We start from the raw sequence: 14,505 nt of genomic DNA, 5'->3' as shown, positions 1-14,505 counted from the left end.
CTGAGCCGCCGGGTTCTAGGTGTTCATCGAATCGAAGAATTCAGAGTTGGATTTGGTTTGTTTCAGTTTCGACAGCAGGAATTCAATGGCATCCGTGGTACCCATCGGATTGAGAATTCGCCGCAAAACAAAGGTCTTAGCCAGATCCCCCTTGTCGACAAGCAGGTCTTCCTTCCGGGTGCCCGACTTGAGAATGTCGATCGCCGGGAAGACGCGTTTGTCGGCAATTTTACGATCCAGGACCAATTCGGAGTTACCGGTGCCTTTGAATTCTTCGAAGATGACCTCGTCCATGCGGCTTCCGGTGTCGATCAGCGCGGTTGCGATAATGGTCAGCGATCCGCCTTCTTCGATGTTCCGGGCAGCACCGAAGAAGCGTTTCGGCCGCTGCAGGGCGTTGGCGTCGACACCGCCGGTCAGAACTTTCCCCGAGGACGGAACCACGGTGTTAAAGGCTCTACCAAGTCTTGTGATCGAGTCCAAGAGAATCACAACATCTCGTTTATGCTCAACCAGACGCTTGGCCTTTTCGATGACCATTTCCGACACTGCCACGTGGCGCGTTGCCGGCTCGTCAAAGGTGGAGGAAACGACCTCGCCCTTGACCGAACGCTGCATGTCGGTGACCTCTTCCGGGCGTTCGTCGATCAGCAGGACGATCAGGTAGCATTCCGGATGGTTCTTCTCAATCGAGTTCGCAATGTTCTGCAAAATCACGGTCTTACCAGTCCGAGGCGGCGCCACGATCAGGGAGCGCTGACCTTTACCGATGGGCGCGACCAGGTCGATCACACGGGCGGATTTATCCTTGATCGTGGGATCTTCGACCTCCATTTTCAGCCGCTCATCCGGGTACAGCGGCGTCAGGTTGTCGAACGCGATCTTGTGACGGGCCTTTTCAGGATCTTCAAAGTTGATCTTGGTGACGTTGGTCAGCGCGAAATAGCGTTCATTTTCCAGTGGCGCCTTGATCTGCCCTTCGACGGTATCGCCAGTGCGCAGAGAATACTGACGAATCATGTCGGGCGAGACATAGATATCATCGGGACCGGGCAGGTAGTTCGCTTCAGGCGAGCGCAGGAAACCGAATCCGTCTTGCAGAACTTCCAGAACGCCGTCGCCGGCAATGTCCCATCCTTCATCTGCGCGTTCACGCAGGATCTGGAACATCATCTCGCCCTTGCGCATGGTCGAGGCGTTTTCGATCTCCAGATCTTCGGCCATGGACAAAAGGTCCTTGGGGCTTTTGGCTTTCAGATCGGAAAGATTCAGGGATTGGACGGTCATCTACATACAGCCTTTGCGTCCCCGGCATCGGGGAGAGGTGTCATTATCAAATCGGAAGACACGAATGCCCGGACGGGCCCGTTGAGGGCCATACATAGGGGCATGTCCACGATGAGTCAAATACCGCCTCAGAGGCCGCCTGAGGCAATGCTTACAACTGTGGTACGCCCGACCCTGTCAGGGGCGTAAGATCGGCCTCAGAACTTGAAAATGACCGATATGACGATGACCACCATCAGGAGCGTCGGCACTTCGTTTGCCATCCTGAACTGTCTTCCCGTCAGGCGGTTCCGCCCGGCTTCGAAATCCTTGATGCGCCACACAAGCCAGGTGTGAAACAGCGTCATACCGATTACACAGGCGCCTTTGGTCCAAGGCCATATATAGGACCAGTCGATCATCCCTGGCGTAAAGACGATGAAAAGGCCGGCGAGCCAGGCGGTGTGCATCGCAGGGCGCATGATCACCTTCATGAGCTTCTGTTCCATGGTCAGGAACACCGGACCCGTCTCTGGCACCTTCTCAGCCTGCTCCACGTGATACACGAACAGACGTGGGAGATAGAAGAGACCGGCCATCCAGCTGAGCACGGCCATGATATGGAGCGACTTTGCATAGGGGTACAGGGTGTACATCCAGTCTGTCAGGTCCATGCGTGTCTTCTCCGCCGTTCGTTTGGGTCACCCTAAAATAAATAAGAAAGATTTAAAGGATGATGTTTTTGTAGGGCCCCCTGTTTTCCGTGGATTACTGAGTGCTTCCTTCCCTTATCCCCAGCGTGGACAAGATTCCACCAGCCGACAGCTTGAAAGAGTATAAGAATCCTTAACAGCCTTTGTTTTATGGATCATTAAGTGATCCTTAACCTTGAGCATCGTGGGGATAACTAAGGGATCGATTGTGAAGTTCTGGGATATCCCCGGGTTTAAAGTTATCCCAATCCACGCGGGATGGATGCGGGTGAAACTGGGATGGAATCCGGGCTTTGCCTGTGGGCTTGCCAAAACCGGGGAAAACCATACAAAACGTCCTTAACTTCCGAACCGCTTTCCCACGGGGTTTTCCACATGACTGCCCACATCGTGCTCGCCTCCGGGTCCAGTATCAGGGCCCAGCTGCTGCGGCAGGCAGGCATTCCCTTTGAAACAGATGTGCCGCGTCTTGATGAAGATAGCATCAAGGCAGCCTTGCTGGCAGAGGGCGCGCCGCCCCGGGATATCGCCGATGCCCTGGCCGAGGCAAAAGCCCGCAAGATCAGCAGTAAACATCCTGGTCAGATGGTGATCGGCTGCGATCAGGTGCTTGATTTCAGGGGAAAACTTCTGTCCAAACCGCGTTCTGCCGAAGAGGCGCTGTCGCAGCTTTGTGAGATGCGCGGACAGCGGCATATGCTATTGTCCGCGGCGGTGATCTACCGCGATGGAGAACCATTGTGGCGCCACGTTGGTCAGGTCCGGTTGCTGATGCGCAAAGCCTCGGATGAGTATCTGCGTGATTATGTGGCCCGCAACTGGGACAGCATCCGCCACGCCGTTGGCGCCTACAAACTGGAAGAGGAAGGCGTGCGGCTGTTCGCCAGTATCGATGGTAGCTATTTTAATGTCTTGGGCCTGCCGCTGACTGAACTTATAAACTACCTTGGACTGCAGGGGATTATCGATCAATGAATGCCGTGAAGATACCTCTGGCCGGGGTCATTGGATGCCCGGTGGCCCATTCACGTTCGCCGCAGATCCAGAACCATTGGCTCCGCAAATACGGAATCGCCGGACATTATGTGCCGATGCACGTGGAACCGCAGGATCTTGAAACCGTGATCCGCGCGCTGCCAAAGGCCGGCTTTGTCGGGGCTAATGTGACCTTACCACACAAGGAAACGGTGATGACAATCGCCGACAAGGTTACGGATCGTGCCACGCTGATGGGGGCGGCGAACACGCTGATCTTCCGCGAAGATGGATCGGTTCTGGCTGATAATACAGATGGGTATGGCTTTATCACCAATCTGCATCAGGGTGCACCGGATTGGAAACCGGACGCAGGTCCTGCGGTGGTTCTGGGCGCCGGCGGCGCCTGCCGCGCGGTGGTTGCCTCCCTGATCGAGGCTGGCGTGACCGAGATCATGCTGACCAACCGAACCCGCGAACGTGCGGACAAGCTGCACAAGGAATTCGGCAAACGTATCAAGGTCGTGGATTGGGTTCTGGCCGGCAATATCGTCGAAGAAGCCGCGCTGGTGGTGAATACCACCTCCCTAGGAATGGAAGGGAAGCCGCGGCTGCGGGTGCCGATGGACGGTTTGCGCCCGGGCTGCGTTGTGACCGATCTGGTCTATACGCCGCTGAAAACAGATATGCTGCAAGCCGCAGAGGACGCAGGTTGCACCGTTGTCGACGGTCTCGGCATGCTGCTGCACCAGGCTGTTCCGGGCTTTGAACGCTGGTTTGGCAAACGGCCCGAAGTGGATGAGGAAACACGGGCGGCAGCACTGGCATGACGTTTAAACTGGGTCTCACCGGCTCCATCGGAATGGGCAAAAGCACCACGGCAAAGATCTTTGCCGAACTGGGCTGCGCGGTCTGGGATGCGGATGCGGCGGTGCATCGTCTTTATGCGCCAGGCGGTGCTGCTGTCGCACCGATGCAGGCGCAGTTCCCGGAGGCAATTGTCGACGGTGCGGTGGATCGGAGTGCGCTGAAGGACATCATTGGCCGCGACCCCTCTGCCCTGCCCCGGATCGAAAGGATCGTGCATCCACTGGTCGGGGAAGATCGTGCCGAATTTCGCCGTACTGCTGCCAGCGATATCCTAGTCTTCGATATTCCGCTGTTGTTTGAAACCGGCGGTGAGGCTGCGATGGACGCGGTGGCCTGCGTTAGCGTGGATGCGGAAACCCAGAAACAGCGGGTTCTGGACCGTGGCACAATGACGGTTGAGCAATTCGAGCAGATCCTGCAGAAACAGATGCCAATCGAAGAGAAACGCGCCCGCGCCGATTACGTGATCGAGACTGACACGCTGGAACACGCCCGCGCGCAGGTGGAACAGATCCTGGCCGAGATCAGGAGAAAGATGGCAGATGCGTGAGATCGTTCTGGATACCGAGACCACGGGGTTTGATCCGTTTTCCGGGGATCGGATCGTCGAAATCGGTGCGGTGGAACTCTATAATCACATGCCCACCGGCAGGACCTATCACGAATACATCAACCCCGAGCGCGACATGCCGGAAGAGGCTTTTGGCGTGCACGGCATCGGTCCGGACCTGCTGAGCCCGCCGCAGACGCCGGCACCGGGGGCGGTCACGCTGCGCGATAAACCGGTGTTCGCCAAGATCGGTCAGGGGTTTCTGGATTTCGTCGGTGATGCGCGGCTGGTGATCCACAATGCCAGCTTTGACATGAAGTTCCTGAACGCGGAACTGGGCTGGATGAACCTGCCGCAATTGCCGATGGAGCAGGCGATCGACACGCTGGCCATGGCGCGTAAACGGTTTCCCGGCTCACCGGCAACGCTGGATGCCCTGTGCCGCCGGTTCAGCATCGATAACTCCAACCGAACCCTGCACGGCGCGCTTCTCGACTCGGAAATCCTGGCCGAGGTCTATCTGGAGCTGATCGGTGGCCGTCAGCCCGATTTCGCTCTGTCCAGCAGCGGCAGCGGATCGGATACCGCAGCGGTAGACAGCAATTGGCGCCCGGAACCACGGCCGATCCCCCTGCCCTCGCGCCTGACGGCCGAGGAAAAAGCTGCCCATGATGCCTTTGTGGAAAAACTGGGCGAAGACGCACTTTGGGTTTCGGCACAGTCCTGACATATTGTCCCGACAAATAAAAAACGCTGCCGGTCTGACCGACAGCGTTTGAATTTTCAAAGCAATAAATGACTTATTGCGTCGGTTGGGCTTCGGCCTGACGGCGTGCCAGCTCGTTGCGGTAGATCGCAACGAAGTCGATGTTGTCGAGGTTCAGCGGCGGGAAGCCACCGTCGCGGGTCACGTCGGACACGATGCGGCGCAGGAATGGGAAGGTCATGCGCGGGCATTCGATCAGCAGGAAGGGGTGCAGCTGATCGTCCGGAACACCCTGGATGTTGAAGACGCCGACATATTCCAGCTCCAGAACGAACAGAACCTCGCCACCGTCCTTGTTTTTGGACTCGACGGTCAGCTTGGTCATAACTTCGTACTGGTGTTCCGCCGCGCGTTTCTTGGCGTCCAGATTGACCTGAACGTTCACGTCGGGCTGAACTTCACCGGCAGCACCCTTTTGCGCCATCACGTTTTCGAACGACATGTCGCGGATGAATTGACCCAGAATGTTCATCTGGACCTGGGGCTGCTGCGGGGCTGCTGCTGCGCCCTCTGGGGTGTCGTTTTCGGCCATGGAGATACTCCTGAAAATATATCTTTGCCGATTGCTTAGCAGCTTGGCGCGGGTATCTCAACGGTCTGTCCAACCGTGGCAAACAGCGTGGCGCAACAGGCTTTGACTGTGCCTTATTTTGGGCCGTCTTCCGGGCCTTTGACCCAGCCGGAGGGGCCATCCCCGGGGCGTCTGGGTGTCACATCTTCGTATTCGCCATCGATCACATCGCCGGGCTGCCCCGGACGCCGTTGCCCGGGATGCTGCGCATGGCCATGGGGGCCGTGCGAACCGGGCCGCGCCTGTCCAGGTCCCATTCCGGCGCCCATTTCAAACCGTGCGACGGTCACCCGTTTGCTGATGTAGCGGAACACCGCAAGCCGCACCGGCGGCATCAGCAGTGCAAAACCGACCGCATCGGTGAAAAACCCGGGCGTCAGGAGCAAGGCGCCGGCGAATAGGATCATCGCCCCATGCGCCAGCGGTTCAGCCGGGTCCGACAGGGTCTGGAACGAGGACCGCAACTGCCCCATGGCCAGCCGCCCCTGCGAGCGCACAAGCGAGGTTCCCAGAATGGCGGTCAGCACCACGATGGCCAGCGTTGGCCACAGTCCGATCATCCCGCCAACCTGTACAAACAGGGCGATTTCAACCAGTGGCACCATCAGAAAGGCCAGAAAAAGATACATTTTGGGGTCCTTGGATCTTGCGCTGAACGGTGGACTTGGCCCCACCCGTCACCTACATAAGAGCAGTCCGCTTTGGTTTCAAACAAGGCACCAATGCCTAGCACGAGGTTCACATGGAGTCGCCCTTGATTCAGATTTTGGTTTTGGCCGGCATCGCCGTCTTTCTGATCCTGCGCCTGAAAAACGTTCTGGGCACCCGTGAAGGGTTCGAAAAGCCCACCCAGCCGCAGCAGGCCCCGGCAGAGAAACGCCGCCCCGACTTCGAAGTGATCGAAGGTGGTCCGGATCTGGATATCACTGATTACGTCGCTGAAGGCTCGCCCCAGGCCGACGCGCTGGCCGCGATGAAGCGGGCAGAGCCGTCGTTCCAGGTGCAGGACTTCGTACACGGTGCACGCGGCGCCTATGAGATGATCCTGATGGGCTTTGAAAATGGCGAACTCGACGATCTGGAGCCGCTGCTGGCTGCCGACGTCTACGAAAGCTTTGTCGATGCCGTGGCGCACCGCGAAGATCAGGGCCTGACCATTGAGGCCGAATTCATTGGGGTGCGTGAAACGACCCTTGCGGATGCGCGGTTCGATGAGAGCACCCGCACTGCCGAAATCACCATGCGGTTCGTGGCTGAATTGACGTCGGTCGTGCGCAACAGCGAAGGTGAGATCGTCGAAGGCGATCCCAAGGCCGTAAAACGCCAGAAGGACACCTGGGTCTTTGCCCGTTCGATGGGCACCGACGATCCGAACTGGCAACTGGTGGCCACGGACGCATGATTGGGGCGCTACGGGCGGCATTCCGGGCAGCAGCCATTATTGGTGCTGCCATGACCGCTTCGGGCGCATCCGGCGAGACTGCCTATTCCATATTGAATTTCTCACAGCTGGACGGCTGGGACAGGGACAACCACGCCGAGGCGCTTGAGGTGTTTCTGGGGACCTGTCCCGACCTTGACGACCCCGATTGGCAAAGCCTTTGCGCGCTGGCGCAATCTCAGACGCCCGCCGGAGCCAAGCAATTCTTCGAGCTGTTTTTTCGCCCGGTTCTGATCGAGGACGGCGCAGATCCCCTGTTCACCGGCTATTTCGAACCGGAATTGCAGGGGTCGCGTTATCGGACGGACCGGTTTCGTTATCCTGTCTACAAAATGCCAAACGAAGCGCGCCAGACCAACCTGTGGCTGCCGCGCCGCGATATCCTGACGAGTGGTGTCATGGACGGGCGCGGGCTGGAAATCGCCTGGGTCGATGACCCGGTTGAGCTGTTCTTTCTGCAAATTCAGGGGTCCGGCCGGATCAAGATGCCCGATGGTGCTTCGGTTCGCGTCGGCTATGGGGGGGCCAATGGGCACCCATATAAATCGGTTGGCGCTGAAATGGTCCGGCGCGGCATCTACAAGGCGCATCAGGTCAGCGCCCAGGTGATAAAGGCCTGGGTGCGGCGCAATCCCATGGCTGGGCACGAATTACTGATGCACAACCCGTCTTATGTGTTCTTCCGCGAGGTGAAAAAAGTGCACCCGTCGAAGGGGCCATTGGGGGCGATGAACCGTTCGGTCACGGCGATGCGCAGTATCGCGGTGGATCCGAAGTACACGCCGCTGGGGGCGCCGGTCTGGGTGGAAAAGGACGGGGCGGAGCCGATGCGCCGCCTGATGATCGCGCAGGATACCGGATCGGCGATCAAGGGCGCGCAGCGGGCGGATATATTCTTTGGCACCGGGGATGGCGCCGGCGAGGCGGCCGGCCGTCTGCGGGATCCGGGGCGGATGATCGTTTTCCTGCCCATTCAACGCGCCTATGCGATGTTGCCGGAAGATTTCTGATGACCCGGCGCAAACTGACATCGGATGAAATCGATCTTTGGCACAAGGTCGTCAAACACGCGGAGCGTCTGCATCCGGGCAGTCATACGACGCCGCCAGACCTGCCGCTGCCCAAGCCAAAGCCGAAAAAGACACCGCATCCGCACTCCGAACCCCAGATCGAAGCCTTCCGCCTGGGCAGTCGCGCGCCGTCAAAGCCTGGCAAACACGATCTGAAGAAACCTGTGGCGCAATCGCTGTCTTCGGCGCCGGTGCAGATGGATGAAAAGGCGTTTCGACGGATGAAACGCGGCAAGCTGCGCCCCGAAGGCAAGTTGGACCTGCATGGCATGCGGGTGGATACGGCGCACCCTGCTCTGACCCGGTTCATTCTGTCGGCGCAGGCCTCGGGGAAGCGACTGGTGCTGGTGGTGACTGGCAAGGGCAAGGACCGGGACGAGCCGGGACCGATCCCCACCCCGCGCGGCGTGCTGCGTCACCGGGTGCCGCAATGGCTGGCCTTGCCGCCGTTGTCGCAGGCGGTGTTGCAGGTGACGCCGGCCCATATCAGCCATGGCGGCGAGGGTGCCTATTACGTCTATCTGCGGCGCGGACGCTGATCGTCGCGCGGTTATCGCTGGCTGTCCGTGATATCGATGAGCGACAGATCCTGAATCTGCTTTTTCTCCACCATCGGTGGCGGCAGCACCCCATCAAAGATCAACCCTTTGCGTGAAAACGCTTGCGATGATTGCCGCGCCGAACTGAGGATCGCGAGGAGCGCGGGCGAGGTGCCAGCAACCAAATGGCCCGAGCTGGCGGAATCGGCGTAATCGGTGGTGTCGATGATGCTGATCGGCAAATCCTCCAGACCATCGGTCGATCCCAGATTTCCCAGCCGCGCGCGGCTGGACGTGCCCCGCAGCCGTTGCGACAGGGTCAGAATCTTGTCCTTGCGGGAAATGAAAACCAGAAATGGCTGTGGAACCGGGTTGAGGCGGCTCATCTGGCTGCGAAAGACGTCCAGATCCAGATCCGGGGACATCAGCACCATGCCGTCAAGGTTCCTGTCGGACCAACCGGGTGTGCGGATTTCAATCTGGCGCAATGTCTCCATCGCCAGCATTGACCCCATGGAATGCGCCACCAGAACGATCCGCCGCGCGTTGCTTTTGCTGAGTTGTTTCAGCAGCCGTTCCAGCCCGTCGCGGGCAAACATCACGCTGTCGGCATCATAAGCATAGCCAAGCGGACTGCCGAGGCTGGGCCAGGAATAGACCACGGTGGCACCGGGAACCTTGGTATCATGGGTCAGCTGCGCCGCGCGAAAGGCGGTTTCGGATTGGGTGGAATTGAACCCATGCACAAAGACGGTGATGTCACGCTCGTCCGGTTCAAATTTTGCCAGTTCACGGTTCAGTCGATCCATGAAAACTGCGGAAGTTTCGATCTTCCGCCGGGCGGCCATGGTAAACTCGGTCTTCGGGTCCGGTGTGTCATAGGCAAACAGCAGCTGCCCGGGCTGGTGGTTGGGCGGGATCGAAACGGTCAGTTCCAGGAGGTGATAGTCTTCGGTCCTTCCATTGCCAAACCCGCCTTCGGGCAGCGGGTCACGGATCGTGGCGGCAAAGATCGTCTTTGGCGTTCCGATCTCCAGCGCTTCGGGGATGGTCGGTGTCGACGGCCGAATGCCACAGGCGGCAGCGGCAAAAAGGGATAGAAACAAAACCTTCCGGAAAAACAACATGCCAAATATCCAACCTGTTTCACGCCTTGGATATACCGGAAACCGCCCGGTTCCAACTGGCAGGACCAGCCGCAACCGGGCGGTGTTGTTTACAGGACGTAGCGGCTCAGATCGTTGGAGCCGCCCAGCTCACCAAGGTTCTTGGAGACAAATTTGGCATCAACCACAACAGCCTCGCCGCCCCGGTCCGGCGCGGTAAAGGACAGCTCTTCGAACACCCGCTCCATCACCGTGTAAAGCCGCCGCGCGCCGATGTTTTCCACCGACTGGTTCACCTCGGCCGCGATTTTGGCCAGCGCCGCGATGCCCTCTTCGGTAAAGGTGACCTCGACCTCCTCGGTGCCCATCAGGGCGGTGTACTGACGGGTCAGCGCATTGTCTGTCTCGGTCAGGATGCGGATGAAGTCCTGCTCGCTCAGCGCGCGCAGGTTGACCCGGATCGGCAGACGGCCCTGCAATTCGGGCAGCAAGTCGGACGGTTTGGCGATGTGGAAGGCGCCAGAGGCGATGAACAGGATATGGTCGGTCTTGACCGGTCCGTGTTTGGTGCTGACGGTGGTGCCCTCGATCAGCGGCAGCAGATCGCGCTGCACGCCTTCGCGGCTGACGTCGCCACCACGGGCATCGGAGCGGGCGCAGACCTTGTCGATCTCATCCAGGAAGACGATGCCGTTCTGCTCCACCGATTCCAGTGCAACGCGGGTGACCGTCTCGTCGTCCAGCAGCTTGTCCGCCTCTTCCCCGATCAGCACGTCATAGCTTTCGGCGACGGTGAGGCGCTTCTTCACGGTGCGCCCGCCCATGGCTTTGCCGAACAGATCGCCCAGGTTCATCATGCCGCCCATGGCCCCGCCGGGCTGGCCGGGAATATCGAACATGCCGCCCATCGGGTTCGAGGTATCGGTGACCTCCAGTTCGATGACGGTGTCGTCCAGCTCGCCGGATTTCAGTTTCTTGCGGAACACTTCGCGGGTGCTGTCGCGGGCCTCGGTGCCGGCGATGGCGGTGATGACGCGCTCCTCGGCGGCCTTGTGGGCCTTGGCCTTGACGTCTTCGCGCATGAATTCGCGGGTCTGCATGATCGCGGTGTCCACCAGATCGCGGATGATCTGTTCGACGTCACGGCCAACATAGCCGACCTCGGTGAATTTGGTGGCTTCGACCTTGATAAAGGGCGCGCGGGCGAGTTTCGCCAGACGGCGGCTGATCTCCGTCTTGCCGACGCCGGTGGGGCCGATCATCAGGATGTTCTTGGGGTAAACCTCGTCGCGCAGGTCATCGCCCAGCTGCTTGCGCCGCCAGCGGTTGCGCAGGGCGACGGCGACGGCGCGTTTGGCGTCTTTCTGGCCGATGATGAACCGGTCCAGTTCGGAAACGATTTCGCGGGGTGTCAGGTCAGTCATGGGATTTCCCGTATCAATGAGAGGGCGGCAGCCGGTGAAGCGGCACCAGCCCGGACAAGGGTGAAAGAAGCGCGGCGCGGATGCGGGTCCAGAAGGCCCCCAGCGCCACAAGGAACACGCCCAGAACCAGAATGGTCGATGCGGCGCCTTCGCCGTCGAACACCGTTCCGGCCAGGGTGACGCTATAGCCGATCGCGGCAATCAGGAATGACCGCCGGTCGATCACGATGGCAACAAAGGCAAAGGCGACCAGCACTGCCAGCAGCAGCAGATGCGCGCCGCTGCTGCCGTTTTCCAGCAGGCTGAGCGCGATGGTATTGACCAGCGCCGGGGCAGCGACGACGTGCAGCCAGAACCCCTGCGCCGAGCGCCGGGTGACCCGGTGCGGATCGCTCATGTCGAAGACCATCGCCACGACAAAGACCGCAAGGCCCACCAAAAGCGTGATCCAGGCGAAGGGACCGCTGGCCGACAGCAGGAAGAAATCGCCGATATTGGCGGGGGTGCCCATGCGGATCGCCCCCATCAGCAGTGCCAGGGCGAATATACCGAGTGCAATCAATGCCATGGCAAAGGGTACCCGGAACCGCAGCCAGTAGATGGCGATGGCGACCGTGGTCAGCGCGACGGGCAGCTGCATGCTGGAATAATCGGTCTGGGCAATCATGAAGGGCTGGGAAAACTGCGCCGACAGCCCTGCCCCGGCATTCACCGCCCAGAGCACGGACAGGGCAATGGCCGGCGCCACCATGCGGCGGCGGCGGATGAAATATTCCGACAGTGCCCACAGAACCGCGGCGCCGATCACCGCGGCGGTGACCGTCTTGCTTTGATAGCCGCCCAGGCTGCCCGCCAGCATTGCTGCCGTGACCGCCGCCCATCCGGAGGCGAGGATCAGCAGCCCGATGACGATGAAGATCTCGTTGAACCCCTTGAATAGCTCAAACGGTTCATCGCCTTCGGCTAGGTTTTCACGCGCGCCCCGGCGGCTGTCGGCCAGCGCCAGCAAGGAGGCGGCCTGCGCCTCGCTCAGCAGGCCCGATCCCACGGCGGCGCGCAGATCATCGCGGTCGATGCCGGACACCCTATTTCTCCGGGCTGATGGTTTCGACGGTCAGCCTGCCGTTGGTGTAAACGCAGATATCGGCGGCGATCGCCATGGATTCGCGGGCCACGGTTTCCGCCGATTTGTCACTGTCCATCATCGCGCGGGCCGCCGCGAGGGCGAAATTACCGCCCGAACCGATGGCGGCCACGTCATGTTCCGGCTCCAGCACATCGCCGGCGCCAGTGATGACCAGAAGGTCCGTTCCATCGCTGACGATCAGCATCGCTTCGAGCTTTTGCAGGTATTTGTCGGTGCGCCAGTCCTTGGCCAGTTCGACGCTGGCCCGCGCCAGTTGGCCCGGTGTGGCTTCCAGCTTGGCCTCAAGCCGCTCCAGCAGGGTAAAGGCATCTGCGGTGGAGCCGGCAAAGCCCGCGACCACGTCATAGCCGCCGGGGGACAGGCGGCGAACCTTGCGGGCGCTGCCCTTGATCACGGTCTGGCCCAGCGACACCTGTCCATCACCGGCAATCACCACAAGCCCGTCTTTCTTGACACCGATAATGGTGGTCCCGTGCCAGCCGGGGAATTGATCGTCTGCCATGCATGCCTCCAGTATTGTTGCAGCCATATATGGGCGTTGGGTCCTTATTGCTCAACCGGGTATCTGACCTGCGGCTGCCTTTGCCCAATCTATTGCCGTGCCTAGCCTTCAACTTGCGTTGATCCATCTGGCGGGCAGGGGGCTGTTGACGGGGTTCCTGACCCGAAAACTATGAGAGATGCAGGGCAAAACCATGCGTTATCAAATGATTGCAAGCCAGGCGATGAAACGGCAAAGCATGCCAAAGGATGGATCGGCGTTCGGCACCGGGCAAATGCGCCGATCGGCGGCCGTTATCAAACCCGCTGATGCGCCCCTTGCACTGTATTAGAAGAGCGGATCACGGCGTTAACAAACTGATCATTTGTTATGCAATAGGCGCAGATCGGGGCTGTCAAACGGGCAATTGTGAGACTCACCCGCCTCTCCTACATGGGCGTTAACACCGGCATGGGGCCGGTTGTTTTGTTACAGGACCCATAAAATGGCCACAACAGCAAATATCCATGCACCCCTCGGTGCGGTTGCCGTCCTCCGCATCGTCGACACCGTGCTGAACGCAAAAGCTGCCTTCGCAGAAGCCCGTGAAGCCCGCATCACCCGCCGTGCGCTGTACCGTCTGTCCGACGTCCAGCTGGCCGATATCGGTCTGACCCGCGAAGACATCTCGAAGATCTGATAGGCAGACCTTCACATGACCTTATACAGCTAGCAAAGCCGTCCGAACCCGGACGGCTTTGTGCATTTCAGGGGGCTTTTATTCTGACCACCTGTAGCGTCCGGCCAGATCGGGCAACCAGGCTTCGACCGCAGCCGTTGCGATGACATGCGGCGCCTTTCCATCGACACCCGCCACATCCAGCCCCCCGAAGACGGCCCGCACTTTTGCCCGGCCACGCGGCAGATCGGCGGCCACCAGATCACAGTCCACCGCTTCGGGCTTTTGCACGGCAATAGTCACCTCAACCCGCATTTCGGAATGATCGATGCCCAGTTCGGAAAACAGGGTAATCGAGGAATGATGCAGCGCATCCTGCACCGCACGCCGGGCCGCCTTGGTGTAGTCCTGCCCATAAAGATCGTTGCCGGTGCCCATTTCCAGAATGATACGTTTCTCCGTCATCACACCGCCTCCATTTCAAAAGAGACAAAGACGGCGGCATTGGCGATGACCGTCTTACCGCCACCCGGTTTGTCGATATCCAGACCACCTTTGGTGATGCGGATGTCAGGGCGGCCATAGGGAAAGATCTCCTTCAGCGCATCGGCATCCACGGAGTCCGGCTGCTGCACCCCGATTTCGGCGTCGATGATCATGGCTTCCTTCGGGAAATCGAACAGTTCGGCCATGTTGACCGAATTGTGCCACAGGGCATCCCTGATCGCGCGTTTTGCCGCTTCGGTGTAATCGGCGCGGCGCAGGGATGTGCCCATGCCGAATTCCACCAGTACCCGCGTTTTGGCCATGACGGTCCTCCTGTCTGTTTGCGGCCACCTTGACGGGGATCGGAGGCAAGGAAAAGGGGCGCCTTTCAGGGTCCGGTGCCTGCGGGAGCTGCAATTGC

At 59.8% G+C, this 14,505-nt stretch carries 18 protein-coding genes; 8 read left to right on the top strand and 10 right to left on the bottom strand.

The window, feature by feature from the left end; all coding sequences use genetic code 11:
* Nucleotides 1–15: 15 nt before the first annotated feature.
* Both rho and AC5SSZ_RS21770 read right to left on the bottom strand, forming a co-directional pair.
* Complete coding sequence (gene rho, locus AC5SSZ_RS21775; RefSeq protein ID WP_065272000.1) at nt 16–1,287, bottom strand: transcription termination factor Rho; 1,272 nt, start codon at nt 1,285–1,287, stop codon at nt 16–18.
* Nucleotides 1,288–1,484: 197 nt separating this feature from the next.
* Entirely contained in the window at nt 1,485–1,940 is a 456-nt protein-coding gene (locus tag AC5SSZ_RS21770; RefSeq protein WP_274867855.1) for a CopD family protein, read from the bottom strand.
* 414 nt (nt 1,941–2,354) lie between these two features.
* Here AC5SSZ_RS21770 and AC5SSZ_RS21765 point away from each other — a divergent pair, with 414 nt between their 5' ends.
* The 4 genes from AC5SSZ_RS21765 to dnaQ are packed head-to-tail and all read left to right on the top strand — an operon-like array spanning nt 2,355 to nt 5,101.
* Nucleotides 2,355–2,954 (top strand): Maf family protein, encoded by a 600-nt coding sequence (locus AC5SSZ_RS21765; RefSeq protein ID WP_274867854.1) that lies wholly within the window; start codon nt 2,355–2,357, stop codon nt 2,952–2,954.
* Entirely contained in the window at nt 2,951–3,784 is an 834-nt protein-coding gene (locus tag AC5SSZ_RS21760; protein ID WP_065272003.1) for a shikimate dehydrogenase, read from the top strand. Before AC5SSZ_RS21765 ends, AC5SSZ_RS21760 begins: the two co-directional genes overlap by 4 nt.
* Nucleotides 3,781–4,374 (top strand): dephospho-CoA kinase, encoded by a 594-nt coding sequence (gene coaE, locus AC5SSZ_RS21755; RefSeq protein ID WP_495440029.1) that lies wholly within the window; start codon nt 3,781–3,783, stop codon nt 4,372–4,374. The genes AC5SSZ_RS21760 and coaE overlap by 4 nt, the downstream gene beginning before the upstream one ends.
* Nucleotides 4,367–5,101 carry a DNA polymerase III subunit epsilon gene (dnaQ, locus tag AC5SSZ_RS21750; protein WP_495440028.1) on the top strand — a complete coding sequence of 245 codons (735 nt, stop codon included), beginning with the start codon at nt 4,367–4,369 and terminating at the stop codon, nt 5,099–5,101. The genes coaE and dnaQ overlap by 8 nt, the downstream gene beginning before the upstream one ends.
* Before the next feature lie 73 nt (nt 5,102–5,174).
* Here the strand turns inward: dnaQ and secB are convergent, their stop codons facing one another.
* Together secB and AC5SSZ_RS21740 are read right to left on the bottom strand one after the other, a co-directional pair.
* A complete protein-coding gene (gene secB / locus AC5SSZ_RS21745; protein WP_274829998.1) occupies nt 5,175–5,672 on the bottom strand; it encodes a protein-export chaperone SecB in 498 nt (165 codons plus the stop codon).
* Between the two features lie 113 nt (nt 5,673–5,785).
* Nucleotides 5,786–6,340 carry an FxsA family protein gene (locus AC5SSZ_RS21740; RefSeq protein ID WP_274833190.1) on the bottom strand — a complete coding sequence of 185 codons (555 nt, stop codon included), beginning with the start codon at nt 6,338–6,340 and terminating at the stop codon, nt 5,786–5,788.
* A 113-nt stretch (nt 6,341–6,453) separates the two neighbouring features.
* Between AC5SSZ_RS21740 and AC5SSZ_RS21735 the strand changes: the two genes are divergently transcribed.
* The 3 genes from AC5SSZ_RS21735 to AC5SSZ_RS21725 are packed head-to-tail and all read left to right on the top strand — an operon-like array spanning nt 6,454 to nt 8,761.
* Nucleotides 6,454–7,113 (top strand): Tim44/TimA family putative adaptor protein, encoded by a 660-nt coding sequence (locus AC5SSZ_RS21735; RefSeq protein ID WP_065272008.1) that lies wholly within the window; start codon nt 6,454–6,456, stop codon nt 7,111–7,113.
* Nucleotides 7,110–8,162: a murein transglycosylase A gene (gene mltA / locus AC5SSZ_RS21730; protein ID WP_065272009.1), complete on the top strand. Its 1,053-nt coding sequence runs from the start codon at nt 7,110–7,112 to the stop codon at nt 8,160–8,162. The genes AC5SSZ_RS21735 and mltA overlap by 4 nt, the downstream gene beginning before the upstream one ends.
* Nucleotides 8,162–8,761, top strand: a complete 600-nt coding sequence (locus AC5SSZ_RS21725) for a Smr/MutS family protein (RefSeq protein WP_065272010.1) — start codon at nt 8,162–8,164, stop codon at nt 8,759–8,761. The genes mltA and AC5SSZ_RS21725 overlap by 1 nt, the downstream gene beginning before the upstream one ends.
* Nucleotides 8,762–8,772: 11 nt before the next feature.
* On the opposite strand, the gene AC5SSZ_RS21720 is transcribed toward AC5SSZ_RS21725, so the two are convergent.
* The 4 genes from AC5SSZ_RS21720 to hslV all read right to left on the bottom strand — a co-directional run bounded on the left by AC5SSZ_RS21720 (nt 8,773) and on the right by hslV (nt 12,940).
* Nucleotides 8,773–9,888: an alpha/beta hydrolase gene (locus AC5SSZ_RS21720; RefSeq protein WP_495440021.1), complete on the bottom strand. Its 1,116-nt coding sequence runs from the start codon at nt 9,886–9,888 to the stop codon at nt 8,773–8,775.
* An 89-nt stretch (nt 9,889–9,977) separates the two neighbouring features.
* The gene (hslU, locus tag AC5SSZ_RS21715) at nt 9,978–11,291 is read right to left on the bottom strand and encodes an ATP-dependent protease ATPase subunit HslU (protein WP_065272012.1); all 1,314 of its coding nucleotides are present in this window, start codon (nt 11,289–11,291) and stop codon (nt 9,978–9,980) included.
* 13 nt (nt 11,292–11,304) lie between these two features.
* Complete coding sequence (locus AC5SSZ_RS21710) at nt 11,305–12,375, bottom strand: hypothetical protein (protein ID WP_274833193.1); 1,071 nt, start codon at nt 12,373–12,375, stop codon at nt 11,305–11,307.
* Nucleotide 12,376: 1 nt separating this feature from the next.
* Nucleotides 12,377–12,940: an ATP-dependent protease subunit HslV gene (gene hslV, locus AC5SSZ_RS21705; RefSeq protein WP_065272014.1), complete on the bottom strand. Its 564-nt coding sequence runs from the start codon at nt 12,938–12,940 to the stop codon at nt 12,377–12,379.
* Nucleotides 12,941–13,424: 484 nt separating this feature from the next.
* Here hslV and AC5SSZ_RS21700 point away from each other — a divergent pair, with 484 nt between their 5' ends.
* Nucleotides 13,425–13,619, top strand: coding sequence for a DUF1127 domain-containing protein (locus tag AC5SSZ_RS21700; RefSeq protein WP_065272015.1), 195 nt, complete (start codon nt 13,425–13,427; stop codon nt 13,617–13,619).
* 78 nt (nt 13,620–13,697) lie between these two features.
* Here the strand turns inward: AC5SSZ_RS21700 and AC5SSZ_RS21695 are convergent, their stop codons facing one another.
* Both AC5SSZ_RS21695 and AC5SSZ_RS21690 read right to left on the bottom strand, forming a co-directional pair.
* Nucleotides 13,698–14,063 (bottom strand): Lin0512 family protein, encoded by a 366-nt coding sequence (locus tag AC5SSZ_RS21695; protein ID WP_274830004.1) that lies wholly within the window; start codon nt 14,061–14,063, stop codon nt 13,698–13,700.
* Nucleotides 14,063–14,407: a Lin0512 family protein gene (locus AC5SSZ_RS21690; RefSeq protein WP_274833194.1), complete on the bottom strand. Its 345-nt coding sequence runs from the start codon at nt 14,405–14,407 to the stop codon at nt 14,063–14,065. The genes AC5SSZ_RS21695 and AC5SSZ_RS21690 overlap by 1 nt, the downstream gene beginning before the upstream one ends.
* Nucleotides 14,408–14,505 lie beyond the last annotated feature (98 nt).

The organism is Phaeobacter sp. CC-HEC084, from assembly GCF_059429255.1.
This window is presented reverse-complemented; position numbering and strand designations above follow the sequence as displayed.

Excerpts from the sequence above, each read along its gene's own strand:
- rho (WP_065272000.1), bottom strand. The coding sequence starts at position 1,287 with ATGACCGTCCAATCCCTGAATCTTTCCGATCTGAAAGCCAAAAGCCCC.
- AC5SSZ_RS21770 (WP_274867855.1), bottom strand. The coding sequence starts at position 1,940 with ATGGACCTGACAGACTGGATGTACACCCTGTACCCCTATGCAAAGTCG.
- AC5SSZ_RS21765 (WP_274867854.1), top strand. The coding sequence starts at position 2,355 with ATGACTGCCCACATCGTGCTCGCCTCCGGGTCCAGTATCAGGGCCCAG.
- AC5SSZ_RS21760 (WP_065272003.1), top strand. The coding sequence starts at position 2,951 with ATGAATGCCGTGAAGATACCTCTGGCCGGGGTCATTGGATGCCCGGTG.
- coaE (WP_495440029.1), top strand. The coding sequence starts at position 3,781 with ATGACGTTTAAACTGGGTCTCACCGGCTCCATCGGAATGGGCAAAAGC.
- dnaQ (WP_495440028.1), top strand. The coding sequence starts at position 4,367 with ATGCGTGAGATCGTTCTGGATACCGAGACCACGGGGTTTGATCCGTTT.
- secB (WP_274829998.1), bottom strand. The coding sequence starts at position 5,672 with ATGGCCGAAAACGACACCCCAGAGGGCGCAGCAGCAGCCCCGCAGCAG.
- AC5SSZ_RS21740 (WP_274833190.1), bottom strand. The coding sequence starts at position 6,340 with ATGTATCTTTTTCTGGCCTTTCTGATGGTGCCACTGGTTGAAATCGCC.
- AC5SSZ_RS21735 (WP_065272008.1), top strand. The coding sequence starts at position 6,454 with ATGGAGTCGCCCTTGATTCAGATTTTGGTTTTGGCCGGCATCGCCGTC.
- mltA (WP_065272009.1), top strand. The coding sequence starts at position 7,110 with ATGATTGGGGCGCTACGGGCGGCATTCCGGGCAGCAGCCATTATTGGT.
- AC5SSZ_RS21725 (WP_065272010.1), top strand. The coding sequence starts at position 8,162 with ATGACCCGGCGCAAACTGACATCGGATGAAATCGATCTTTGGCACAAG.
- AC5SSZ_RS21720 (WP_495440021.1), bottom strand. The coding sequence starts at position 9,888 with ATGTTGTTTTTCCGGAAGGTTTTGTTTCTATCCCTTTTTGCCGCTGCC.
- hslU (WP_065272012.1), bottom strand. The coding sequence starts at position 11,291 with ATGACTGACCTGACACCCCGCGAAATCGTTTCCGAACTGGACCGGTTC.
- hslV (WP_065272014.1), bottom strand. The coding sequence starts at position 12,940 with ATGGCAGACGATCAATTCCCCGGCTGGCACGGGACCACCATTATCGGT.
- AC5SSZ_RS21700 (WP_065272015.1), top strand. The coding sequence starts at position 13,425 with ATGGCCACAACAGCAAATATCCATGCACCCCTCGGTGCGGTTGCCGTC.
- AC5SSZ_RS21695 (WP_274830004.1), bottom strand. The coding sequence starts at position 14,063 with ATGACGGAGAAACGTATCATTCTGGAAATGGGCACCGGCAACGATCTT.
- AC5SSZ_RS21690 (WP_274833194.1), bottom strand. The coding sequence starts at position 14,407 with ATGGCCAAAACGCGGGTACTGGTGGAATTCGGCATGGGCACATCCCTG.